This window comes from Microcoleus sp. SVA1B4 (assembly GCF_036700545.1).
Lineage (GTDB): Bacteria > Cyanobacteriota > Cyanobacteriia > Cyanobacteriales > Microcoleaceae > Microcoleus.
In genome coordinates, this window is record NZ_JAUBPB010000015.1 from 13,408 (window position 1) to 36,484 (window position 23,077).

The window sequence follows — 23,077 nt, forward strand, 5'->3', positions numbered from 1 at the left end:
ACGCCATAGGTGTATGGACACGGCAGTGCTGTGTCCTTACGCGTATCTGCGACTTTAATCCTAGGCTTTGGTTCCGACAATCGCCATTAGTGAGAATGCTAATCCGTTTCTCCTTTTGGATAAGTTTTTTATTATTACTTTAGGCTGATTTAAAAAATGCAATTTTGAAAATATTTTCTGTCTATTATAGCACTTTTACAAGTTGACAAAAATCAGCCATTAGCCATTAGTCAGCGGTATTTTCAGGATTAATTGCCCTTCCGATCCGGGGCAGAATTCAGAATTCTTAAGAGATAGAAAAGAATCACTGGCAAAAATCCGTTAGCGTGGTAAATTCTAAGCCACCACAGACGATCGCCCGATCGACTAACGAGATTTTCAAGAGGAGTTTAAACATGGCTGCATTAAAAGTTGGCATCAACGGATTTGGTCGCATCGGACGGCTAGTCATGCGTGCCGGCATCAAAAACCCCAACATCGAATTTGTCGGCATTAACGACTTAGTTTCGCCAGAAAACCTGGCTTATCTTTTCAAATACGACTCCACCCACGGCATTTACGACGGCGAAGTTGAAAGCAAACCAGACGGGATTGTCGTTGACGGAAATTTTATCCCCTGTACAGCGATTAGAAATCCTGCCGAATTGCCCTGGGGTAAATCCGGCGCAGATTATGTTGTAGAATCTACCGGATTGTTTACAGATTTTGAAGGCGCATCAAAACACTTGACTGCAGGAGCAAAACGAGTAATACTTTCAGCACCGACAAAAGACCCGGAAAAAGTTCCCACTTTTCTAGTAGGCGTCAACCACCACAAATTTGACCCGGCAAAAGATACGGTTGTTTCTAATGCTAGCTGTACGACGAATTGTTTAGCACCAATTGCCAAAGTTATTAACGATAACTTCGGATTGGAAGAAGGTTTAATGACGACAGTTCACGCAATGACAGCTACTCAACCAACTGTAGACGGGCCCAGCCAAAAAGATTGGCGGGGAGGACGCGGTGCGGCTCAAAATATTATTCCATCTTCGACCGGTGCAGCGAAAGCTGTTACTTTGGTGTTGCCAGAATTGAAAGGAAAATTGACGGGAATGGCTTTGCGGGTGCCAACTCCCGACGTGTCTGTAGTTGACCTTACTTTCAAAACGGCGAAGGAAACTAGCTATAAAGAAATTTGCGAGGCAATGAAAAAAGCTTCGGAGGGCGAACTCAAAGGCATTCTTGGATATACTGAGGATGCGGTGGTTTCGACAGATTTTCAGGGCGACGCGCGATCGAGCATTTTCGATGCAGGTGCGGGAATTGAACTGAATTCTAAGTTTTTCAAAGTTGTTTCCTGGTACGACAACGAGTGGGGTTATTCTAGTCGCGTAATTGACTTAATGCTTTCTATGGCGGAGAAAGACGGAATTTTGAATAATTAATTTTTTTGGGGTGGCATTTTGGGCGGGGTTCGCGTGCCCAACCCCTACTCCCCACAAACAAATTCCTAGGATTTTTTGTGGAACGGGCATCTTGCCCGTTCCTGAGATTAGTACCTAATGTGAGTTAAACTTTTTTTGTTTCCGATTCGATCGCGCTCATGTCTGAATTACCACCGCTGAATAACGAAACTATTTGGGCTATTCTCAACGAAGAAATCGACGATGCTGCCGTCAATCAGCTAGTTTGGCAGTATCTGGGCTACCGCTGGGATGCCGAGACTGGCAAATGGAACAGTGCAGGTGTTGCAGCCGAGTGGCGTCAAGAGTACCCGGAACCGCCGGATTTTATCGATTCTAGGCCGGCGACGGTGAAATTGACTCGATCGACTCCTCCAGAAAACAAGCAGTTGCTGAAGGAAAAATTAGGCTTTAAAGGCTATAAAATTGGGGAATTTGGGCCGAGACAGACTCGCAGGGCGACGATGGCTAATTGGCTGATGGGTTTTATGGAAGCTGGGGGGTAAACACTAAAAACCACCAATTCCAACCTCCTCACCCCCAACCCTGACATCGGACTGTTCCTTAAAGTATCCTAGAGTCGGCACAAAACAACTGTGAGGTAAGCTTTATGAAAACAACCACCATATCTCGCTTAACCAGCATTTCCCTCGCTACCCTAATGCTAACAGGCGTTTCAGTCAATGCGATCGCCACACCAGCCAGCACCCAACCAGCAACCCAACTCGCCCAAGCAACTGCCAAAAAGCGCCTCGTCGTCATGGACTTCGACTACGGCCCCACCAACAGCTATTACACTTCCTACAGGGGAGTCGGCGCCGCCAAAGGCATCAGCGAACTGCTAATCAACGAACTCGTCAACAACGGCACTTATACAGTAGTCGATCGCAGCAAACTCGAACAAGTGCTCAAACAGCAAAATCGCAGCGGTGCGATGGATGCCGGGACAGCAGCCGAAATTGGCAAACAATTAGGAGTTGACGCCGTGCTCATCGGCACCATTACCAAGTTTAATATCGACAAACAATCCGGCGGCGGCAGTTTCATGGGAATCGGCGCCGGTTCACAAAAAACCAAAGCTACCGTTCAAATAGATGTGCGGTTAATCGGTACAGCTTCGGGAGATATTCTTGCCACTGCCAAAGCAGTAGGAGAAGCAGATCAAAGCGCTTCTAATATTTCCGTTAGGGGTATTGGCGGCAATTCCAGCAATAGCAATGAAGACTCACTTTTGAGCGAGGCAGTTGACAAAGCCGTCTCCCAAATGGTGACTAAACTGGCAGAAGTATCTAACAAATTAGGTTAGCAATCAGGCATCATCTCAAATATGCTGATACCAAATCCGGCTTAAATATCCCCTCGATCTCGCTTGTCTGTTTGAGGCTACGTCGTGTCGCGTAAACTCCGGCAGACTTTATTTGTAGAGTTTGAGGCCAAAAGGTTTCAACCGCCTCCTTGATAAAGGGACTAATAAACCCGGATTTGGTATTAATTATTTTCCGGGCGATTGTGCTAACAGATTTGATATAAGCGAAGGATTTTAAAATCGAATTCAATTAACTAGAAAGCCAACGCTTCAGCCTTGTTTTGCTGGTTCTTCCTGCACCTACCAATCGACTCAACCCAGGTACACGGTCAAACCACTTAGGACTGATGTCACTACGGGAACTCCTTTGCCACCCCAGGTTTGGAGAAGCAATCAAGGTGACAACATCGGGATTTTGAGATCGGAAAGTAGAATAAGCTCCGTCGAGGTGCATCGGGCCGCCGTCGGGATGTCCCGGAGGTCGCTGTTGCAGTTCTTCCAGAAACCGCAGGAGGCGATCGAAAATCCTGCCATTTACAGCGTAAAAATGAGCGGTCATCAGCCCCCCAGAAAAGGGTACGAGGGCGACAGGAGACTTTTGTTCAACCTCTTCGACGTGTCCGAAGTAGACGAAATCCCAATCTTGCTGACAGAGTTGTTCGAGGATAACAGCTTGGTCTGTTCTGAACTTTGCTGAAATTTCTAGGTCGTCTTCTACAATCAAAATATTGCTAAACCGCTTGTCTTTTGCCTGCTTGAGGATAGCTAAATGACTGTAAAAGCATCCCCTCGCCCCAATGCTGGGGAAACCTCCAGCTTCGTCGGGGCGGATTGCGGGAAATATCTCAACCTTATGGGGCGTGAGGGGCATTCCTGCTTTCTCTAATTCCTTGACTATGAGTTGCCGTCGGTCTTTCCTTTCAGGGAGATTTACCGCATAAACTCCCTGGAAATAGTCTGTAATTTTCGTCATAGTTTGATCGGGAATCAAGAAGTTGATGAATCTTCGGCTTGAGCGGCCTCAAATTTTATTTGAGCTCTGTGTATGCCTTAAACTATTATATTTTTAGCAAGCTGCATCTTCCATTTTCCTAAACTTACTCAAATTACCTAGGTCGGAGCTAGCATTAACAGTTTAATTAGCATTGGGAGTTGAGTCAGAATTAACGCATTTTCCCTGTTGATTAAGGTTGGGGGCTGGGTTGGAGAGTATCTTATCAACAGCAGCTTGTTCTTGAATCCATCCGATTTCCCCCGGTTGCAGCTTGGCGCTTTCTACTTCAACGGTTGGCTTAACTGCTGGGGAAGGCGAGGGAGTTGCCACAGCGGGAGATGGATTCAGTGTCGGTTTTGAAACTGTAGAAAAATCTTTATTTGACTCGGGTTTGGGAGAGTTCGATCGCACTATTTCAGGAATCGAACAAACTTTCAATTCCAGCCAATTGCCTTGAGGCGTAAGCTGTTTGTTTGTCACCTGCAAAACGCTGCCGGCGGGGACTGTTCCTTTGACAGTCAACTCACCGATTGCGCCTCGCAAATCCAAGCGATCGCCCTCTTTTCCCAATTCCCCAGCCGCAGAACTTTTAATCTCTATAAACGAGCCGGTTTCTAAAGATTTGACCGGAGAAGCTACAGATTCAACTGTTTTCTCCGGCGTCTTTCCAACTTTAATTAAACCGCGTTTCCCGAAAATCGACTCCCCGGCAGTATCGATCGCGCGACCCACCGGAGGGATGAAAAAATAAGCAAATACACCCCCCAAGCCTAATAAAAATAAAATTTTCAGCAGCAGCGAAAATAAACTTTTGCTTTTTTCCGGCTGTAACAACTGCGTTTTTCCTTCAGAATTCCCATTGCCAAGGCTTGTGGGCCCATTCAAATCCGTTGGCAAATCCTCGCTGTCGGAAATTAGTTCGATCGGCGTATCTAAAGGTGCGACAGACAGTTCTGTCAAAGTATTGCCGTCTTCCCTCAAATGTGCTTGACAGTGAATTAAAGCAACAGTGACGTTATCGTGACCGTTTCTAGTATTAGCAATCTCAATCAGTCGATCGCGCGCCTTAGCCAAACTAATGCTACCGTCGAGAATTGGCAAAATCTCCGCTTCCCAACATTCCTCAACCCGGTCTTTATCACTCAAACCGTCGGAACACAGCAGCAAAACGCAGTCTTCATCCACTGGAAAACGCTGCACAGTCGGGTGCAAAGTGTTGGACGAAGTAATCCCCAAAGCTTGAATCAGAGCTCCGGCGGCGACTTGTTCCAAAGCATCCCGGTAGAGAGAGTAGCCCAAACGCACCTCGCGGCAAGCCACATTATCATCGAGAGTAAGTTGATAGCAGCCAGTGCGGGTAATCCAGTAAGCCCGACTGTCTCCGACGTGGGCGACGTAAAGCTCGTGAATGTGGGCTAAACCCATAACTAGCGTAGTTCCCATCCGCTGGCGGCCTTGGCGGTGTTCGCTGTCGTTGCGACTGGCTATCTTGTCGTTAGCAGCACAAGCTGCCCGTTCCAGCTTGGAAGTCAGGCTCAACGGGTCCCAATTAGCTTGATGTAGGGGCATTTGCTGCAACTTTTCGCGCAGCACACCAATTGCTTCTTCCGAAGCGACTTCGCCCCCGTCTTGTCCACCGATACCGTCGCAGACGATCGCGCAAGCTTCCGCACCCGGGCTTCCTGCCAACAGCGTACCGCTGGGCGGATAGCAAGCATCTTCGTTGTGAGCGCGGGATCTGCCTACATCCGTGCCCGTGGCAATTTCAACGTGACGATCGTAAAATCGGCCGCACTTTGCCAAAGCTTTATCCAACTGGCTCATCAGTTGTTCGCCGTGGCGCACTTGACCGGCAACCATTTGCTGGCAAAGTTGCCTCAAAAAATTGGCAATAGTTGGGTGAGCATCTTCGAGCCACTGCTGCCACAATTTGCCCAACTGGGACAAATGAGGCTGTTTGCGATCGGGCTGCAATTCCAGAAACCGCACCAATTGCCCTTCTACCCGTAGCAGTTCGGGAGTCAGCAGCGTCGAAGCCACGCCCTGAGCGATACAAGGCTGCCACAACTTGGCCATTTGCCACAGCCAATTGAGCTGGCGCATCGCTGCAGCTCCTTTCCAGGAGTCCGCCAATTCCGGCATTAAAGATTCCGTCACCTTCAAAATAGGCACGTTTTCCAGTAGCCAGATATCTCCCGATAGCTTGCTCATCTTGGACGATACCAGGCCGTATACTTGAGGTACGTGCAACTGATAGGCAAACAGTCTCAGATAAGGAGTGACAACACTCGGAATCTCATCGGGCAGTTCCGGCAAGTGTTCGGGTTGAGTATCGACAAGAAGTCGATCGCGCTTGACCAAGTAGCGACCAGCGATCAGATCGCCTGGCTTACACCCTTTGATCCCTTCACCTAAAGCCCATAAGTAGTGTTTTGCCACAGAGTTTTGCATAAGGGTTCCTGACGCCTTTGGGCAAGCGTGCTGATCTGAACTATTTTAGCGATTGAACCTCGACGGGTTGATACGTGGCGATTATTTGACACCCCCGCTTTCTCAACAGACGGAGATTCTTAAGACTTCGCAGTCCTAATATCCTGATTTTTCAGGTTCCCTGGCTCACCACGTTTGCACTGTTGTGTGCGTAGCGATATCTCCTTACAATGTTTTAGGCGTGACTTTCCCCCAGTCCAGGGGTAGGTTTTAATGTCTTGTACTGACACGAACAGTTTACCATTTTGTTGACTGCCGGATGAATCTTACTATGAGCTTTCAGGGTTAGACGATCGCGCGACACCCCAGTCATCGGCTGGAAATCACGCTGTTTTCAGCATATTCATGATAGCGGCAATTTCCGAAGAAATCGCAGCACTCAAGGGAATTGAGATTTTAGACTAACTCTAATGGTATGATGCAGCTAGGTAGAAATCACCTGAGCCGACAGATATAAATAAATATCAATTGTCGGTTTTCTCGCGAAGGGTCATCTGTGCCTCGCGCCCTTGTTTTGCAAAGCAGAAGTTAAATTTAACCCTACCCAAAGACGGATACAAGCCCGCAGATTCATCTGTCGAGTCAATCTCAAATCTAAAATCTAAAATCGACTGACGGATGCCAGCCCCCGACAGGAATCGGGGACAGCAAAAAAATTAGATATTAGTTCCAGCCCCCAGATTGATCTGTGGAGTCAATCTAAAATCTCAAATCTCAAATCTAAAATCGACTGATGGACGCAAGCCCCCGACAGGAGTCGTGGAAAGCCAAAAAAATTAGATATTAGTTCCAGCCCCCAGATTCATCTGTGGAATCAATCTAAAATCTAAAATCTAAAATCTAAAATCGACTGATGGACGCAAGCCCCCGACAGGAGTCGTGGAAAGCCAAAAAAATTAGATATTTAGTTCAAGCCCCCAGATTCATCTGTGGAATCAATCTAAAATCTAAAATCTAAAATCTAAAATCGACTGACCGGCCTCTGCAAGCTGTTGAGTATTTAACCATGGCCCCACATGAACCCAGCGCCTTTTCCAAGAATTTGCCCGATCCGAAGCGGCTGCCTGCTGTTGAAATAGACGAAATACTCACTAGCATTCAACATTCTCACAGTTTCTATTACAAAGTGATGAATCTTGAGGTTTGGGCGCTGGTGGAAACCTTGGATGGGATGTTTCCCGGCGCTTGGGGTCAGTTTATGAGCAACCGCCAACTTGCAGTTAAACAGTTTTTGGAACGCGATCGCGTTCCCAATTCTCCGGTTGATGCTGGGGAGGCGGGGGAGAAGTCCGATCGAAGTCAGAAGAAGGAAGAAGCCGGGAGTCAGGAGTCAGGAGTCAGAAACAAGCAGGAAGAAGAATAAAAGCAGATTTTCAGCTTTAAACCCCCCGTACTCCCAGGGCGGTTTCATTCTCACCAAAAACGAGGTTTTTGTAGGGGTAGTGCCCCCGTGCCTACCCCCGCCACCAACCATCGATCGGCAGTCAGACCAAAAGGGCCGGCACGGGGAGTAGGGGTAGCACGGCCCCTACAAGAAAATGAAACCGCCCTGCGGTACTCCCGTGATTAAGAGGAGTAGGGGGGATCGAAACTCAGCTACAAGCGACATTTATTATGGGTTTCAATCTTAAGTTGACATAAATGCCGATCGCCCGTTAGCGAAGCCCTCGAAGAGGATCGCCCTTACAGGTGAATTTTGGCATCAACTTGAGGCAAGCCCATGCTGTAGTTGACAGCGCGGCTGTTGAGGTTGTAGCTGATTTGGCCTTTTTGTAAGAACGATCGTACCAAGTGTTCCAACTCCGAACCGATGCGGCGGAGGTTGTACTCGGTCAAATCTTCGCCCTCGTAAGCGTCTACGAGTTGGTCAAATTTGGCATATACCTGTTTGACAGACTCATCATTCCAGTTAAGTTCGTTATCTGGGTCAATGTCGAGCGTCAAAAGGTCATTGCTGGGTACGAGTTCGTTATCTTCGAGGATGGCGGTGTATATGCGAATATGGCGGGTTGTTGACTTAAGCTGCATGAGTTCTTATGTGTAAAGATTTTTTGCTGAATTAATTGTAATGGGTCACAGACCTTTGCAGGAGAGTAGGTCGCCTGTTGTGCGATCGATCGGCATATCTCACTCCCCCTCAGACTTCAAGGCAAAGACTTGGAATCGGTAGTTTTGAAACCTACTTAATTCAAGACTAAAAACGAAAGCATTCGTAAAGTATAATAGTTCAGAATTGGCATAGGAGGACAAGGTGGAAGGCAAGAGATTTATTCACTCCCTGCAACTGCAAAACTTCCTTTCCTATGGAAGTGAAGGGGAAAAAATTGAACTGCAACCCCTGAATGTATTGATCGGTACTAACGCCTCCGGCAAATCTAACTTCATTGAAGCGATGGGAGTGTTGAAAGCAACAACTACCGACTTACTTGCTCCGATTCGTCAAGGAGGTGGTATCAGCGAGTTTCTGTGGAAAGGTGAAAAAGGTATTCCCACAGCAAAAATTGAGGCTATTTTAGATTACCCAGAACGAACGATGCCACTGCGCTATCAGATTAGTTTTACCGCAGTCGGTCAGAGACTTGAAGTAGTGGACGAAGCTATAGAAGATAGGGCACCGCGCCATAGTTCTGAAAGCCATCCATTTTTTTACTACCGTTATAGCGATCGGGGTCGCCCTGTTATCAATGTTATAGAGGACAACGAGCCGCAAACAAGAAAGCTGCGGAATCTGCGGCGAGAAGATATCATTCCCGATCAATCTATCTTATCTCAAAGAAAAGATCCAGAACTATATCCCGAACTATCATATCTGGGAAATAAATTTGCCGACATTGGTTTATATCGTAACTGGCAGACAGGGAGAGATGCAGTATCTAGAAAAGCTCAGCAAACTGACTTGCCAGAACATCCCCTCCTAGAAGATGGTGGCAACTTAGGACTGGTTTTAAATAACTTACAGTATCAATTAGGAAGTAGGCTGATTATTGAAAAATTACAACTGTTCTACGATGCAGCCGAAGAACTGAGTATCAAGATTTATGGCGGTACTGTCCAGATATTCATCCGCGAAACAGGATTAATTCAGCCAATTCCCGCAACTCGTTTATCAGACGGTACGCTGCGTTATTTATTCTTGATAGCTTTACTCCTCGATCCAACTCCCCCGCCACTTATTTGTATTGAAGAACCGGAGATTGGCTTGCATCCCGACATTCTGCCTGCTGTTGCTGAAATGTTGATCGAAGCGTCACAGCGCACACAATTGATTGTGACAACTCATTCCGATGCTTTAGTGTCCGCTCTGAGTCCTGAGTCAGTGTTAATATGCGATCGGGATGATAAAGGAAGTCACCTGAACCGTCTCGATCCCGAACGACTGAAAAAATGGCTTGAGAATTACACTTTGGGAGACCTTTGGCGGATGGGAGAAATCGGGGGCAACCGATGGTAAAAGAAATTCGCATTTACATCGAAGGCGGCGGCGAGGGCAAGAATACAAAGGCATTGCTCCGACAAGGATTTAGCAGTTTTTTCAAAGAAATTGTGCAGGTTGTTCAAAGCAAGAAAATCAAGTGGACTATCACTCTTTGCGGTTCCCGGAATAATGCTTTTAGGGATTTCAAGAATGCTTTGGCAGATCACCCAGATGCGTTTGTCATCCTTCTGGTTGACTCAGAAGCACCTGTTGTAAAGCAGTCGCCTTGGGAGCATTTGAAGTCGAGGGATAACGGGGATTCGCCTGGGGTTGATGACACTCATTGCTATCTCATGGTTCAAGCGATGGAAGCTTGGTTCATGGCGGATATTGATACTTTAAAAAGATTTTACGGGCAGGGATTTAAAGAAAATGCGATTCCTAAAAAGATCAATGTAGAGACGATTGAAAAGGATTTGTTAGAACGAAGTCTGAAAGCAGCTAGCCGCGACACAAAATCGAAAGGCGAATATCAAAAGATACAGCACGCTTCCAAGCTGTTAGAAATGTTGGATGTTGACAAGGTTCGCAAGGCTTCTTCAGAGTGCGATCGTATTTTTACAACTCTCATCAAACTCATGGAGGATTGAAGCGATGAAAGTAGCCAAGGGCGCGAAGCAAGACAGGGAGAAAGGGAGGGTGGGCGATCGTCAATTTCTCGGAATCCCGAAATCTTTTAGTTGTTCGGGCGTCCAATTTTTGTAATATTCAGTTTTCTCTAAAGAATCGGAAGCTGGCTTCAGCTTAGAATTTACTTGAACAGTGAAGCCCGGATAGGGCATCCTCCGAGTATGAAGCCCGTCAATATTAAAATCTTCTTCGGGATGGATGTGAAAAGCCAGCAAGCCCAACTCTGAAATCTGATTATTCAATTTGTCTATCAATTCTTTAGTTTCTGGCGCACTAATTGCAGTTTTTTCGGGATTAATTACTACCATTATTTCAAATTCCGAATTGTAAAATTCATAAATGGATTTCATTATGGCAGAATCGCGATCGAACTCAGTCAGCGCTGAAAACCGCTCGATTTTGAATAAAATTTGATTAGCCAAGCGTGCCTTTTTAGCGAAGGGACAAATCGGTAAATCGCTGAAAACTGGATGCGGTAACTCGACAAACTCGGTCATCCATCTGAGGGTAGATTCTATAATTTCCGTGTCAGATTTATTCATCGAAAATTTATGTATTTGACATTTCACACTCATCATACTTTATTTCTAAAGCGATGCACACCCCACTATTGGTATCAATTTAAGACTGACACCCATAATAAATGTCACTTCTATCAAAGTCTGGATCCCCCTAAATCCCCCTTAAGAAGGGGGACTTTGAGTGCTTCCGGTTCCCCCCTTTTTTAAGGGGGGCTAGGGGGGATCTCCGGGTCAAGAAAACACGCCCTACTCCTGCCATTTCTAAAGACTCAATTCGTTACTACAAAGATTAATTCATTCGTGAATTGTGCCATCTGGCATAATTGCACCTGCGAGTTTTGCCGTTTCCAGATTTGCTCCAACCAGTTTAGCTTCCTTCAGGTTAGTTTTCTCTAAGTTTGCACAGCTCAAATTTGCTCCGCGCAAGTCCGCAGAAGTTAAGTCTGCTCCACTCAAGTTTGCTCCATATAGGTTAGCCCCAGACAGATTAAAGCCACTCAAGTTTTGCCCGCTTAGATTAACGCTCTGTAAGTTTACCCCAATCAAATTTACCCCTGTGAGGTTAGCACCATCCAAGTTAGTGGCACTCAAATTTGCCCCACTTAACTTAACACCACTCAAGTTAACGCCACTAAGGTTTGCATAACTTAGATTTGTGCCAGTCAAATTTACCCCACTCAAATTCATGCCACTAAGGTTAACTTGTTGAAGGTTTACTCCAATCAAACTTACCCCTGTTAAGTTAACACCACTAAGGTTGGCACAACTAAGGTTGACTTTAGTTACCTTCGATTGACTTAAATCGGCTCCTGTCAGGTTAGCACTACCTAGACTTGCCTGAGTTAAGTTAGCGCTACTGAGGTTTGCTGTAGTCAGGTTTGCGCTATCTAACTTTGCTTCGCTTAAGTTAGCTTGACTCAAATTTGCCTGAATTAGTCTTGCGTAATACAAGATTGTATTGGTTAAGTTAGCCCCACTCAAGTTAGCTTCAATCAAATCAGCGCTTTGCAAGTTTGTTGAGTTTAAATTAGCGCCTTGCAAGTTAGCTCCAATCAAATTTACCCCAGTCAATTTGGCACTTGCTAGATTTGCACTGCTCAGGTTTGCTTGACTGAGACTGACATTAGAGTCGAGAGTTTTCCCACTTAGATTTACTCCCGTTAGGTTAATCCCTGTAAAGTCGCGTTCTCCGTCTTCATACCGTTGCCAAAATTCCTCAGCACTGATAGCTGGTTCCAGATTTTCTAGTGCAGAATCATCTATTTTTGCCTCTTCCTCAGATTCCGCAGTATCTGCATTCACAGGAGTAGCAGCAGCCTGTTCTACCGCTTCGCTAGATGCTGGAATCGCTGTCTCCTCGATCGCCTCTTCGCGCAATAACCGATCGACCCGATCGCTAAACCGCCTCACAACCTCAGCATCATCAAGCTTCTCACCAGCATTCGAGCTTTTCTCAACCGCATTCTCAACGTAATACTTATCTACAAAACTTTGCAACCCAGCATTATATCCCTGTCCTACCGCCTGAAATCTCCATTCGCCATTCTTCTTGTACAAGCGTCCAAATTCTAAAGCCGTCTCTTGGGAAAATATCTGATTTAAATTGTACCGAACCAATTCGCTAAGATTCTCTGAATTGTAAAGCCGGATAAAAGCATTTTCAACTTGACTAAAACTTTGATTTTTTTCCTGTCCCTCGTGAAGAGTCACCACAAACACTATTTCCTGAATCGCCGAATTGATTTTACTCAAATCCACATAAACCGTCTCATCATCTCCGTCTATTTGGCCAGTCGCGCTGTCTCCTGAATGCCTCACCGCACCGTCGGGGGAGGTCAGATTGTTGTAAAATACAAAATACTTTTCATCAGGAATCCGACCGTCCGCCCCTAACATAAAAACAGATGCGTCAATGTCGCAGTTTTGTGCTGTCTGGCTGACTTGCCAACCCAGGGCGATCGCAATTTTACTGAAATTAGGACTTTCTTTAGAAAGATTGAACCTTTCACCCTTAGTTAATTCGATACTCATATGCGATAATTCCCTTACCTCATAAATGGTATTAATTCTCTCATCTATGTTAACCCGATCGCAAATTGGATTTTATCTCGAAGACATCGAAACCCCAATTGGCAGAACCGTCAATTTAACTCTTACCGGACTAATTCTCCTATCTTCGACCAGCTTCATCGCCGAAACTTACCCGATTTCGGAAACTGTCAGAATTAATTTGCAAACTCTCGATACAGCGCTTTTAGTTTTTTTTGTGTTTGAGTATTTATTGCGACTATGGTGTGCCGAAAATCGAGTTAAATTTATTTTTAGTTTTTTTTCAATTATTGACTTGCTGGCAATATTACCATTTTTACTGGGATTTGTCAACGTCAGTTTTATCCGCATTTTCCGCTGGTTTAGAATTCTCCGACTCATCCGTTTTCTGGACTTGAAAATTTCTATTTTTCGCATCAGCAGCGAAGATGGGGTGATTTTTGCTCGGATTTTGTTTACTTTGCTGGCAATAATTTTTGTTTATTCTGGTTTGATTTATCAAGTCGAACATCCGGCAAATCCCGAAAGTTTTGGAACTTTTTTGGATGCTGTTTATTTCTCGGTTGTCACCATGACGACTGTGGGATTTGGCGATGTTACTCCGATTTCGGAATCCGGTCGTTTTCTGACTATTTTGATGATTTTGACGGGAATTGCTCTGATTCCTTGGCAATTGGGGGACTTGATTAAACACTTAGTTAAAAGTGCTAATCACGGAGAAGCTGTTTGTAAAGGTTGCGGTTGGTCTGTACACGATGCTAATGCTAGATTTTGTAAAATGTGCGGCAGTCAATTAGAGAATGGTTGACTGTTGACTGTTGACTGTTACAGCAGTTTTCAGGTAGGGACACAGCATTGCCCGTTGGTGACAACTTAAACCTGAAACCCCTGATAAATGTTGGTTTTAGGCAAAGTCTAGATCCCCCTAAATCCCCCTTAAGAAGGGGGACTTTGAGAAGAATCTTGTTCCCCCCTTCTTAAGGGGGGCTAGGGGGGATCGAGTTATAATCGTCAAAGAGTAGACCGGTACTAGGTTTGACGTTAAGTTGACACTAATGGGCATTGCCGTTTGCCTACAGAAGATTGCCTCTAATTTATATGTAGCAGTATTTTTCATAATAATTAATAACCAATAACTATTGACTACTGACTACTGACTACTGACTACTGACTACTGACTACTGACTTCTTTAAGCTAACGGTAACAAAATTTCAAATTCAGTGCCTCTGCCTAATTCCGATCGCATTCTGAATGCACCGCCGTGTTTGCCCGTCACTATTTGATAGCTAACGGCTAAACTGGTTTCTTTGAGGGCGCGTTTTTCCGTAGAGAATGATTCTATGATTTTTTTGTACTTGCTAGGTGACATTCCTGGCCCGTTATCGGCTATGCAAATCGAAACCCAGCGAACATGAAGTTTATCTAAATCCGGCGCAGGTTCGGGACAGCAGACTTGAGTTGTGATTTCAATTTTAGGCTGGCGATCGGCGTCTCTGAGTCCTCCACCTTTAAACTCTTTCGCCAATTCTTGACCGACTGCTTCATTAATTAATGTATGAATAGCATTGGTCAATATATTCATAAATACTTGGTTTAGCTGTCCTGCATAGCACGGCACTGGTGGAAGGTAGCCGTAGTTTTTCACTACTTGGATTTCCCTAGTCAAACGACTTTTGAGCAGCAAAAGTATGCTGTCTATATTGGCGTGCAAGTCGGTGGGTTTGGGATAAATATCGTCGATGTGGCAGAAGTTTTGCAAACTGGTTGCCAACTTGCTCAAACGTTCTGCACCTGATTTGATGCTAGCCACAGTTCGGAGAAAATCGTTTTGCAAAAAGTCATAGTCGATCTCTTCTTTGAGCCGTGCTATTTCCGGCGGGGGATCGGTACAGTATGCGTCGTAAACTGAGAGCAATTCCATCAAGTTTTTGCTGTAGTCGCTGACGTAGGTTAAATTCCCCCAGATAAAGCCTACGGGATCTAAAATTTCGTGGGCTACTCCGTTGACTAAACGCCCTAAACTAGCCATTTTTTCGCTTTGAATCATTTGAGTTTGGGCTCTTTCGTAGCGGACTTGAGTTTCGATGCCACGAATTTGCCAGTAGGCGATGTTTAGTGCGTTAGGGTCTAAGAGTCGGTAAGATTGGGAGTCTATTTGGACGACGATCGGTTCTGCCTGCAATTCGGGCGATCGACGCAGAGCTTGTGGGGCTGCTGCCAAAATGGTTGTACTCTCTGCCACCAATAATATTTCGACGCGAGCGTAACTGTAGAGAACTTTTAGTGGCAGGTGCAAAAATAGCTCTGGGCCTTGGGGTTTGAGCAAATATTCCAGCAGTTGCCTGCGGGATATCATGCCAGCAAACTCTCCTGCTTCCATCAAGACGACCCCCGGCACTAGGGGATACTGTTCAAACATTTCGGCAACTGCCACGGCTAAGCAGCTCGATTTAACCTGAAAGTCATACAGGGGCAAATCCCAGAGTGTAGACTCTAGGGAAAGGTCTTGATGGCTGCCTTCGGAGAGTGAAGGGCCAAGGAGTTTGGAACTGAATTTATTTGCCACTGGAACTTTTAGTTGCCGAAACGCTGGGAAATTGAAATGAGAACCTACTACTAAGCTACCCTATCATTTCACTTTTCTGAGCGAACAACCGAGAATATTCTGGAGTTGATCATGTTGTGCCAACTATAGGCAGGAGAATTTCAAATTCAGTATTCTTTCCTGGTTGCGATCGCAATTTGAGTTGGCCACCGTGCTTTTCTGTGACGATTTGATGGCAGATAGCCAGCCCCATACCGCTGCCTTTGCCTGCTGGTTTAGTGGTAAAAAAGGTGTCAAATATCTGCTGGTGATTTTCTGGGGCAATGCCGGGCCCGTTATCGGCAATGCAAATTGCCACCCGCTTGCCGAGTTCGGTTTCTATAACTTTAGTGGTAATTTCGATTTGGGGCTGCCAGTTGTCCCCGCACGGGGTGTGTATTTCTCGATCGGCTGCGTACTCTGTCAGGGCGTCTAGAGCATTAACTAACAAATTCAAAAACACCTGACTCAACTGTCCGGAGTAGCCGCTAACTAGCGGCAGTTCGCCGTAATTTTTAACCACTTCTATGCTGTTTTTAAAGCGGTTTTTCAAAATTAACAGCGTCATCTCCACGCATTCGTGAATGTCTGTCTCGGCTGGTTTTGCCTCGTCCATGTGAGAGAAGTGGTGCAGCCCGTTAACTATTTTTAGCAATTGCGAGGCTCCCAACTCCATCCCTTCTAAGGTGATCGGCAAATCTTCTTGTAAAAAATCAAATTCAATTTCTTTTTTAAGGGCATCAATTCGGGGACAGGGTGCCGAATATTCTTCTTCATAAACCGACATTAGCTGTAGCAAGTTTTCAAAATAGGACAGCAGAAAAGTTAAATTTCCCCAAATACAGTTCAGCGGATTTCTGATTTCGTGGGCTACTTCTGCTACAATCCTGCCCAAACTCGCCATTTTTTCTGTTTGGATGAGTTTGGCTTGGGTTTGTTTGTGGAGTAACTTATTTGTTAATTCGTGAATTCTTGATTGAGCGACCATTAATTGGTGTAAGTCTAACAGCTTGTAGGTCTGAGGCGCTATTTCCACTACTACGGGTTCGTAAATTAATTCGGCTGATCTGTAAAGACATTCCTGGGCTGCTTCTACTATTAATTTACTGGCGGGAAGTATGAGTTCCTCTGGCCTGGCCAACTTGTACAGCACCTCTATTGGTCGCTTGAAAAACATTTCTACTCCGTAGCGGCAGTTAACTTTTTCAAAAAATAGACGCCTCGATATTATGCCGACAAAATTACCCCCATCTGTCAAAATTACGCCGGGAAGCATGGAATTTTGTTCAAAAGCCTGGGCTACTTCTTTTGCCTGTTGAGTTAATTCAATTTGGCAGTTGTAAAGTGGCAGGTCTAGGAGAGTTGATTCTAAGGAGATGTTCCAAGTACAAATTTCAGGTATATGCAACACTGATAACTCCGAGCTAGTCTCACGCACAGCAAACATAGATGAAACCCCTGTTAAAAATTGTATTCATGAACAACTTAAGTTGCTATTAATTCATAACGGGTAATTGGTAGCGGGTAGTTGCTAATTTGTCAAATTACAACAGCACCCGATGGGAAAACCCGATCGCAGTAGCATTATCTGCTAAAGATTTTGTTTCTAAGTCAATATTAAACGATCGAAGCTTTTGTGGAACTTACGGAGTAGGCGCTTTAAACTTTTTACCATGATATACCTGCGATCGGGTGTTTTCGGAAAATTTTTAATATTTATAACTAATTATTGTGATAAATTATACCATTTTTCCAGTGGTCGAAGGGAATTGGAGAACTGCGATCGGGTTATCAGTGAATATACGGGCATCCTTCAAGGGTTCGAGGGCCCGGATTAGCCATCGTCCAAGGGGCTTGAGGCTGCAACTGTCAAGACTAGGGCCCAGGCCAAAGGAAGTTCGGCAACGGATTCGCTTTCTTCGGATGTAACTGAGATGTTGCACCATTTTCAACAAGCTTTTTATGAACAGGCTTTTCGGCCTGTTCCACAAGAAAATTCACTCTTTGACAGAACAGGCCCGAAAGCCTGTTAAGCGAGAATGGTGCAAGATGTGAGATGTAACTGATATCTTGCACCATTCTCAATTAGCCCTAGGGGCGGGCTCGCCAACAGCCTTAAAGCTTGCAAATAGGTTCTATAAACCCGCCTGACCCCACGAAAAATCCTCTTATTGATATTGCTGCAAGATGTGAGATGTAACCGAATGTAACGGATAGAAGGCTTTAGTTATCTCGGATCGCGAATTAAATAACTTACAATTTTAATTGTTATTGTGGGATGGGCGTCCCGCCCGTCTTTTTTGGACGGGCGGGACGCCCATCCCACTTTCAAGAGTGGAAGTTATTTAATTCTCATTCCCTAGGAGAGAAGGAAGAAGCAATGTTCCGCAAGGGTTTGTGGAATTAAGAACATCCTAACCGTCGGCCCCAGTTCCTATACCACTACAAAGAAATGCAACTTTAGGCAACTTCCGAACCTCAATAGTCATCAGTTTTTTGCAATCTGCAATCTGCAATCTGCAATCTGCAATCGTCTTAGGGTTCCACCTCCGGCCAGAGGCGTTCTAGCTGATACCGCCAAGCGGCGAGAGTGTTTTCGCGAGACTCTCGGCCTAGTTCCATTTCACCCATCAATCCCTCTGCGTAGAAACGGTCTAAAGTCTGAAGGGTAGTTTCCACAGACTGTCCCTGCATCTTCGCAGCTTTGATGATTTGACGGATGCGGCTTTCTATCAAACCGTCGAAAAAGTCAGACAAACCTCTCTCTTGCAAAGCCAGCAGTCTGGCGACGGCGGCCGAGAAATCGGCGGCCGCGAGTGTGGCCGGGCTGTGCTGAAATACTCCCCACAAAACGTTTTGATGTAAGGCGTAGCGAGTTTCCAGGGTGGTGTCAAAGTTAGCTTCTAGCAGTTTATCAAGAAATGGTTGAGCTTCCTGGGCATCGGCGATCGGCAGCAAAATCCGCAGCCAACTCCCGTCTTCTGAAAGGAGGACTAACAGGCGAAAATTGGGGGTTTCTACTTGCCAAGAAGTGGCAGCAGGCATCTCAACACTCTCACCAAATAAGTCTTTAAGGGTATTGCTAATTTCTTCGGGAGTCATAATGATTTTAGATTTTAGATTTTAGATTTTAGGTGTCAAAATTTGTCGTATTTACCAGTATCGCATAGTATCAACTCCATCTCTAATCTCTAATCTCAAATGGATTTAGTAAAAGTAGGATGTATACCGAGCACATTTCAACGCTTGGTGTTTAGGCGTGCACCTTACCCTATCGATATTTACCAATATCGGTCAATCTAAAATCTAAAATCTAAAATCTAAAATCTAAAATTGGTTTATGGTAGCCAGCGGGGGTGATAGCCGGCAAAGGGAAGTTCTTCTGGCTGTACTTTGGCGGGAGAACCGTCTGCAGGTCTTTCTACTAAGGGTAGCAGCCAGAGGCGGCTGGTGGCGATCGACTGTCCACTATCGTTGCGGGGACTGTCTGCTGCTGAGGGAGTTGCTGCTGTGACTGATTGGTCGAAAATTAATGCCAGTCCGTCGGGAGATAAACTGATTTGGGTATCTAATTGGTTGGGCAAAATCAGCAGCGGTTTGATGGTTCCTACCAAACGAGTACCCTCTTTTTTGAGGTCGATGGTGGCGATGAAAGGCTGTTCTTTGTAGCTTTCTGTTTTGAGGCGTTGGGCTAACAAACAGTAGAGACGCTGAACTTGGTTGTCTTCGTTTTTGCGGGGGTCGAAATAAACGGCCATAATGCTGCCGGGAATACGCAATATTTCTTGTTCTACACCTTGGTTATCTAAGATGAAAAGCGATCGAGTAAAATCGCTGTTGTATTTAACATAGGCGGCGGCGGAGTTGTCGCGGGCCATGCCCAATACTTGTTCGTATTTTGGCAAAAATTCGACTGGATCTGCTTCGGGTTTGAGGGGGACGATCGCTAATCCTTGTTTTTGAGATATTACCATCGATATGCTATCGGGGCGAATCATAAAATCTCCGCCTTGTTCATTTTCCAATGGTCTGGGCGGCACTTTTTCTTCCACAATCCAAGGACTGAAATCGCCGGGATTGCGGCGGTTGACGCGCTGGACAACTATGATTTTTCCGTCGGCTGAGAGGTCGAATTTGAGGTTTTGGTAATCTTTGGAGTCTAAGATTTTGTCGATTCTACCGGCTGGGTATTTTGGTTGATTTCCTGAGCCTGATTGGGGGTTGAGGCCGGTGGTGACTGTGAAGAGTTCTTGATTGAGGGTGCCGCGAGTACGGGCGATCGATCGATCTGTGGCGGAGAATAAAATGCGATCGCTGTCGGGATATGGTTTAAAATCGGTGACAACTAAATCTTTGGGAGTCAGCGGTATTGGTTTCGAGTCGCTGCTGGTGAGATTGACTAGCATTAATCTGCTTTCTGTTTCGCCTTGGACACCGATGTAAGCAAAAGCTCGATCGCGACTGCGAAAGGAACTGCTAAACGGTTGCATTAGCGTTCCTTTATTTTGGTTTTTTTCTCCAAAATATTTATCGGTTGCTCCGGCGAGTTTTAATGTGTAGGTAACGCCGTAGGGTGCTGGATCTTTGAGGGTGTAAGCCATGCGCCTTCCAGCCCAACTAAATTTACCGGGGAGGGGGGGTTCTAGCTTTAAGTTTTCCTCGACGGTGGGCTGGTTCATCGGCCGAAAGAATGTGAGGATAAAGCCGGTATCTTCGGCGCCGATTTGTTTGTTTTCCCAGGTAAATTCTCGCACTCTGGGTGCTGTGCGATCGCCGCTCAGCAGCAGCAGCCCGATTAAGAAGCTCAGCACTAGCATGAGGACGATCGCCGTGCGGTCGATCGGCTGTTTGAATGGCCCAATAGCGAAGGGTGAAGGATTAATTTTTTTCTTAAAAATACTCACCAATCTTTCTCTCCTACTTTCTGCTGAAAATTAACTACCAAATTTTCCCTATTAAATTTTACACTTATGGGCCCATTCCTAACACTCACCCAGCCATTTTTTTACCACAGTAAATGGCTGCAACGAGTTATTTCCCGTAACAAACCTAGTTTTTGAAACTTGTGGTGCCTCCAGGACTGAATGAAACTTAAGATATTAATTAGGTGGGACACGCTGCAGTTTCAACAGGTTTGTTTACTGAAACAGTTGATTGATGGGGATTAAATCCATCGGTGATATTTTATCGATCGGCAGACCCAAACCAAAAGCGACTCTACACCAAAGTAGACTTGCCAGCACCCCTACAAACAGTGCTGTTAATTGAATATCCTGCCAAAAACAAGTTAGTCCTTCTTTCCACAAACCGTAGTTAGTTACTGCGTAGGTAGGAAGGTCGCCGAGAGCTACAGCAATCACGGCACCTAAATTACCTTTTAAGTGATATCCCAGCGGTATACTTATACATAGATTCACAAAAGTCAGCAGATTTCCCATAGCTTGGTACTGAGACTTTCCTACGGCTAACAGACAAGAACCCATCAGATTGTAGAGGGTGGTGTGCCAGATACCTAAAGCCAAGATAGGCATCATCCAAGATGCCGCCTCATACTCTTTCCGATACAGTGTTAAAATTAACTGATCTCCGAAGCTCACAAAAATTGCTAAACCTACGGCTAATGGTATTAGAATTAACTTGCGGTTCTTAAGTATCTTCGCGCGCAACTCCTCCCGTGGCAACTCTGCCAGCATAGAAATCGAGGGAAAAATCACCCTGCCGCTAATGGCGATGATGACTTGGCGCGGCATATCGCCGAGAGTAAAAGCGATGCCGTAAATGCCCAACGTTGTTAAAGTAAATATTTTCCCCAGGATGAGTCTATCGGCTTGAGAACACAAGAAATACAAAGCCGTAGACAGAAATATCCATTTCCCATAAGAAAATATTTCTTTAACTGCTTCTTTATCCCAAGCAAAGCGGTTTGACTTGCCGGGAATCAAAAAATGGCTCCATACTAACTCTATTAAAGCTCCACTCAAGCCGCCTGCAACGATCGCCCAGACGCTGCGATCGAACCAGGCCCAGACAATCATTACTGTAGTAGAAAAAATCTGTTGGCCTAACTCAAAAATTACTACTTTCTTCACTGCCATTTTGCGTTCTAGGCTGGATGTGGCAGTGGATTTAAAGCCTCCTATTAAGGAATTTATACCTATTACTGGAATCAACCACTCCAGACGGGCATCTCCATAAAAACTCGCAACAGGCTGGGTAATTATAATCAAACAAATCCAAACGAAAAAGCTGCGAATGACTTGCAGTGTCCAAGCGGTGTTGAGAAATTGAGGATCTTCCCCGCGCTTATTCTGGATGATGCTTGGGCCTAGACCTATGTCTGAAAATAAGTTGATCCCTATGATGAAAACGTAGGTTAGACCTACCAGACCAAATAGTTCGGGCAAAAGCAGACGCGTCAGGATTAAGTTGCTGCCAAATCGGATAATTTGACTGATTCCATAGCTGGCGATCGTCCAGGCCGCACCTTTGATAGCTAATTTTTTTTCTGCTGACATATACTCAGAATTTATTTACTAATGACGAGTGTAGTTGCTGAATTTACTTTTGGCAACTACTACAGGATGCTTTTGCAAGTTTGATCGCTGACTGTACAGTATCTTAATTTGTATACGCAGGACGGTTCTGGACTGTCGATCTCGCAATCAAGGTAAAATTTAATCTGATACTTATTCCACATCTAATAATCATAAGGGTTTTTTGGTTCAGGAATTGGTTTGAGGGAGGATGCTTGAATGGTTAATTTGCGCTTGCCTTGCAGTTCTTCTACGATCGTTTCTCCTTCTATTTCTAGCCAACTGTCTGGGGCAAAGGCGGCGCGGCTTTGACCGATCGGTAATTTTACAGGCAACCCGATCGGATAGGCGTCTGCCGCGCAGCAGGTAATGATAAAACGCCCGAGCCACATATATTGTTCGGCTATGTTGGGGGGGTGAATTACAAATCCTTGAACTTTGACTTTTTGACCTCTGTATGTATCCGGTTCGGGGTTGAAATTTAACAGCCGCACCCATTCGACGAGCGATCGATTTTCTGGTTTGGTAGTATTGCGAAATTCTTGGGGTTGCAGTCTGGTGATGGGCAGGGCTTCGGTGAGGCCCCGTTCTAAAGCTGTCTGGCTGGTAAATGTGCGTGGCGTTATTAGTAAACCTATTAATGCGACGCTCAACATTAAGGTGCTGCCGATACTGGGGGGAAACAAAGTAACGTGTTCAACTTCTGTGATTCTGAGAGAGTTATTTGCTGTTGATGTCCGCGATTGCTTTGTGGTGCGATCGAGTTTTAAGAGTTCCCAAGTTTTTAAACCGCCAATAACTATTAAGCCGATTCCTCCTGCTAGAGTCAAGCCAAAGTAATTGGGGTGAATGAGAATGCTTAATTTGCCCGTGATCCAATATTTGAGGAGCAATATTCCCCAGGCTAAGATAGCTAGGGCATCCAGCCAGGGGCTAATTTTTTTTAAATTCATTTTTTAAGAGTGACTGGGAAGGAAGAGGGTAGAAGGAAAAGAAAAAAAACTATCCGTATATCGGTGACTTCTGTGTCGGGGAGCAAGGTAATTGAA

Annotated in this window: 18 protein-coding genes; 7 read left to right on the forward strand and 11 right to left on the reverse strand. The window is 45.3% G+C overall.

Going from position 1 to position 23,077, the window contains the following annotated elements; translation table 11 throughout:
* Positions 1-395: 395 nt before the first annotated feature.
* The 3 genes from gap to QT987_RS09810 all read left to right on the forward strand — a co-directional run bounded on the left by gap (position 396) and on the right by QT987_RS09810 (position 2,751).
* Positions 396-1,427: a type I glyceraldehyde-3-phosphate dehydrogenase gene (gene gap / locus QT987_RS09800; protein WP_333239475.1), complete on the forward strand. Its 1,032-nt coding sequence runs from the start codon at positions 396-398 to the stop codon at positions 1,425-1,427.
* Positions 1,428-1,585: 158 nt separating this feature from the next.
* On the forward strand, positions 1,586-1,951 hold the full coding sequence (locus QT987_RS09805; protein ID WP_333239349.1) for a DUF1823 family protein: 366 nt from the start codon (positions 1,586-1,588) through the stop codon (positions 1,949-1,951).
* Positions 1,952-2,055: 104 nt separating this feature from the next.
* Positions 2,056-2,751, forward strand: a complete 696-nt coding sequence (locus tag QT987_RS09810) for an LPS assembly lipoprotein LptE (RefSeq protein WP_333239351.1) — start codon at positions 2,056-2,058, stop codon at positions 2,749-2,751.
* Positions 2,752-3,001: 250 nt separating this feature from the next.
* Here QT987_RS09810 and QT987_RS09815 read toward each other — a convergent pair whose 3' ends face one another.
* Both QT987_RS09815 and QT987_RS09820 read right to left on the reverse strand, forming a co-directional pair.
* Entirely contained in the window at positions 3,002-3,724 is a 723-nt protein-coding gene (locus tag QT987_RS09815; RefSeq protein WP_333239353.1) for a glycosyltransferase family 25 protein, read from the reverse strand.
* Positions 3,725-3,886: 162 nt separating this feature from the next.
* Entirely contained in the window at positions 3,887-6,196 is a 2,310-nt protein-coding gene (locus tag QT987_RS09820) for a protein phosphatase 2C domain-containing protein (RefSeq protein WP_333239355.1), read from the reverse strand.
* Positions 6,197-7,241: 1,045 nt separating this feature from the next.
* Between QT987_RS09820 and QT987_RS09825 the strand changes: the two genes are divergently transcribed.
* Positions 7,242-7,598, forward strand: coding sequence for a hypothetical protein (locus tag QT987_RS09825; RefSeq protein WP_333199915.1), 357 nt, complete (start codon positions 7,242-7,244; stop codon positions 7,596-7,598).
* Between the two features lie 320 nt (positions 7,599-7,918).
* Here QT987_RS09825 and QT987_RS09830 read toward each other — a convergent pair whose 3' ends face one another.
* Positions 7,919-8,263, reverse strand: a complete 345-nt coding sequence (locus QT987_RS09830) for an NAD(P)H-quinone oxidoreductase subunit M (RefSeq protein WP_333239357.1) — start codon at positions 8,261-8,263, stop codon at positions 7,919-7,921.
* Positions 8,264-8,486: 223 nt separating this feature from the next.
* Here QT987_RS09830 and QT987_RS09835 point away from each other — a divergent pair, with 223 nt between their 5' ends.
* Positions 8,487-9,686: an AAA family ATPase gene (locus QT987_RS09835; protein ID WP_333239359.1), complete on the forward strand. Its 1,200-nt coding sequence runs from the start codon at positions 8,487-8,489 to the stop codon at positions 9,684-9,686.
* A complete protein-coding gene (locus QT987_RS09840; protein WP_333239361.1) occupies positions 9,680-10,300 on the forward strand; it encodes a DUF4276 family protein in 621 nt (206 codons plus the stop codon). The genes QT987_RS09835 and QT987_RS09840 overlap by 7 nt, the downstream gene beginning before the upstream one ends.
* Before the next feature lie 60 nt (positions 10,301-10,360).
* On the opposite strand, the gene QT987_RS09845 is transcribed toward QT987_RS09840, so the two are convergent.
* Together QT987_RS09845 and QT987_RS09850 are read right to left on the reverse strand one after the other, a co-directional pair.
* A complete protein-coding gene (locus QT987_RS09845; RefSeq protein ID WP_333239363.1) occupies positions 10,361-10,882 on the reverse strand; it encodes a hypothetical protein in 522 nt (173 codons plus the stop codon).
* Between the two features lie 273 nt (positions 10,883-11,155).
* The gene (locus tag QT987_RS09850; protein ID WP_333239365.1) at positions 11,156-12,892 is read right to left on the reverse strand and encodes a pentapeptide repeat-containing protein; all 1,737 of its coding nucleotides are present in this window, start codon (positions 12,890-12,892) and stop codon (positions 11,156-11,158) included.
* 25 nt (positions 12,893-12,917) lie between these two features.
* On the opposite strand from QT987_RS09850, the gene QT987_RS09855 reads away from it, so the two are divergent.
* Positions 12,918-13,718, forward strand: a complete 801-nt coding sequence (locus QT987_RS09855) for an ion transporter (protein ID WP_333239367.1) — start codon at positions 12,918-12,920, stop codon at positions 13,716-13,718.
* Positions 13,719-14,100: 382 nt separating this feature from the next.
* Here QT987_RS09855 and QT987_RS09860 read toward each other — a convergent pair whose 3' ends face one another.
* From QT987_RS09860 to QT987_RS09885, 6 genes are all read right to left on the reverse strand, one after another.
* A complete protein-coding gene (locus tag QT987_RS09860; protein WP_333239369.1) occupies positions 14,101-15,477 on the reverse strand; it encodes an ATP-binding protein in 1,377 nt (458 codons plus the stop codon).
* Between the two features lie 109 nt (positions 15,478-15,586).
* Positions 15,587-16,942, reverse strand: a complete 1,356-nt coding sequence (locus tag QT987_RS09865; RefSeq protein WP_333239371.1) for an ATP-binding protein — start codon at positions 16,940-16,942, stop codon at positions 15,587-15,589.
* A gap of 1,088 nt (positions 16,943-18,030) precedes the next feature.
* A complete protein-coding gene (locus QT987_RS09870; protein ID WP_333239372.1) occupies positions 18,031-18,597 on the reverse strand; it encodes a hypothetical protein in 567 nt (188 codons plus the stop codon).
* 236 nt (positions 18,598-18,833) lie between these two features.
* Positions 18,834-20,399, reverse strand: coding sequence for a hypothetical protein (locus QT987_RS09875; protein ID WP_333239374.1), 1,566 nt, complete (start codon positions 20,397-20,399; stop codon positions 18,834-18,836).
* Between the two features lie 234 nt (positions 20,400-20,633).
* Positions 20,634-22,010 (reverse strand): oligosaccharide flippase family protein, encoded by a 1,377-nt coding sequence (locus QT987_RS09880; RefSeq protein ID WP_333239376.1) that lies wholly within the window; start codon positions 22,008-22,010, stop codon positions 20,634-20,636.
* A gap of 182 nt (positions 22,011-22,192) precedes the next feature.
* On the reverse strand, positions 22,193-22,981 hold the full coding sequence (locus QT987_RS09885; RefSeq protein WP_333056768.1) for a TIGR03943 family putative permease subunit: 789 nt from the start codon (positions 22,979-22,981) through the stop codon (positions 22,193-22,195).
* Positions 22,982-23,077 lie beyond the last annotated feature (96 nt).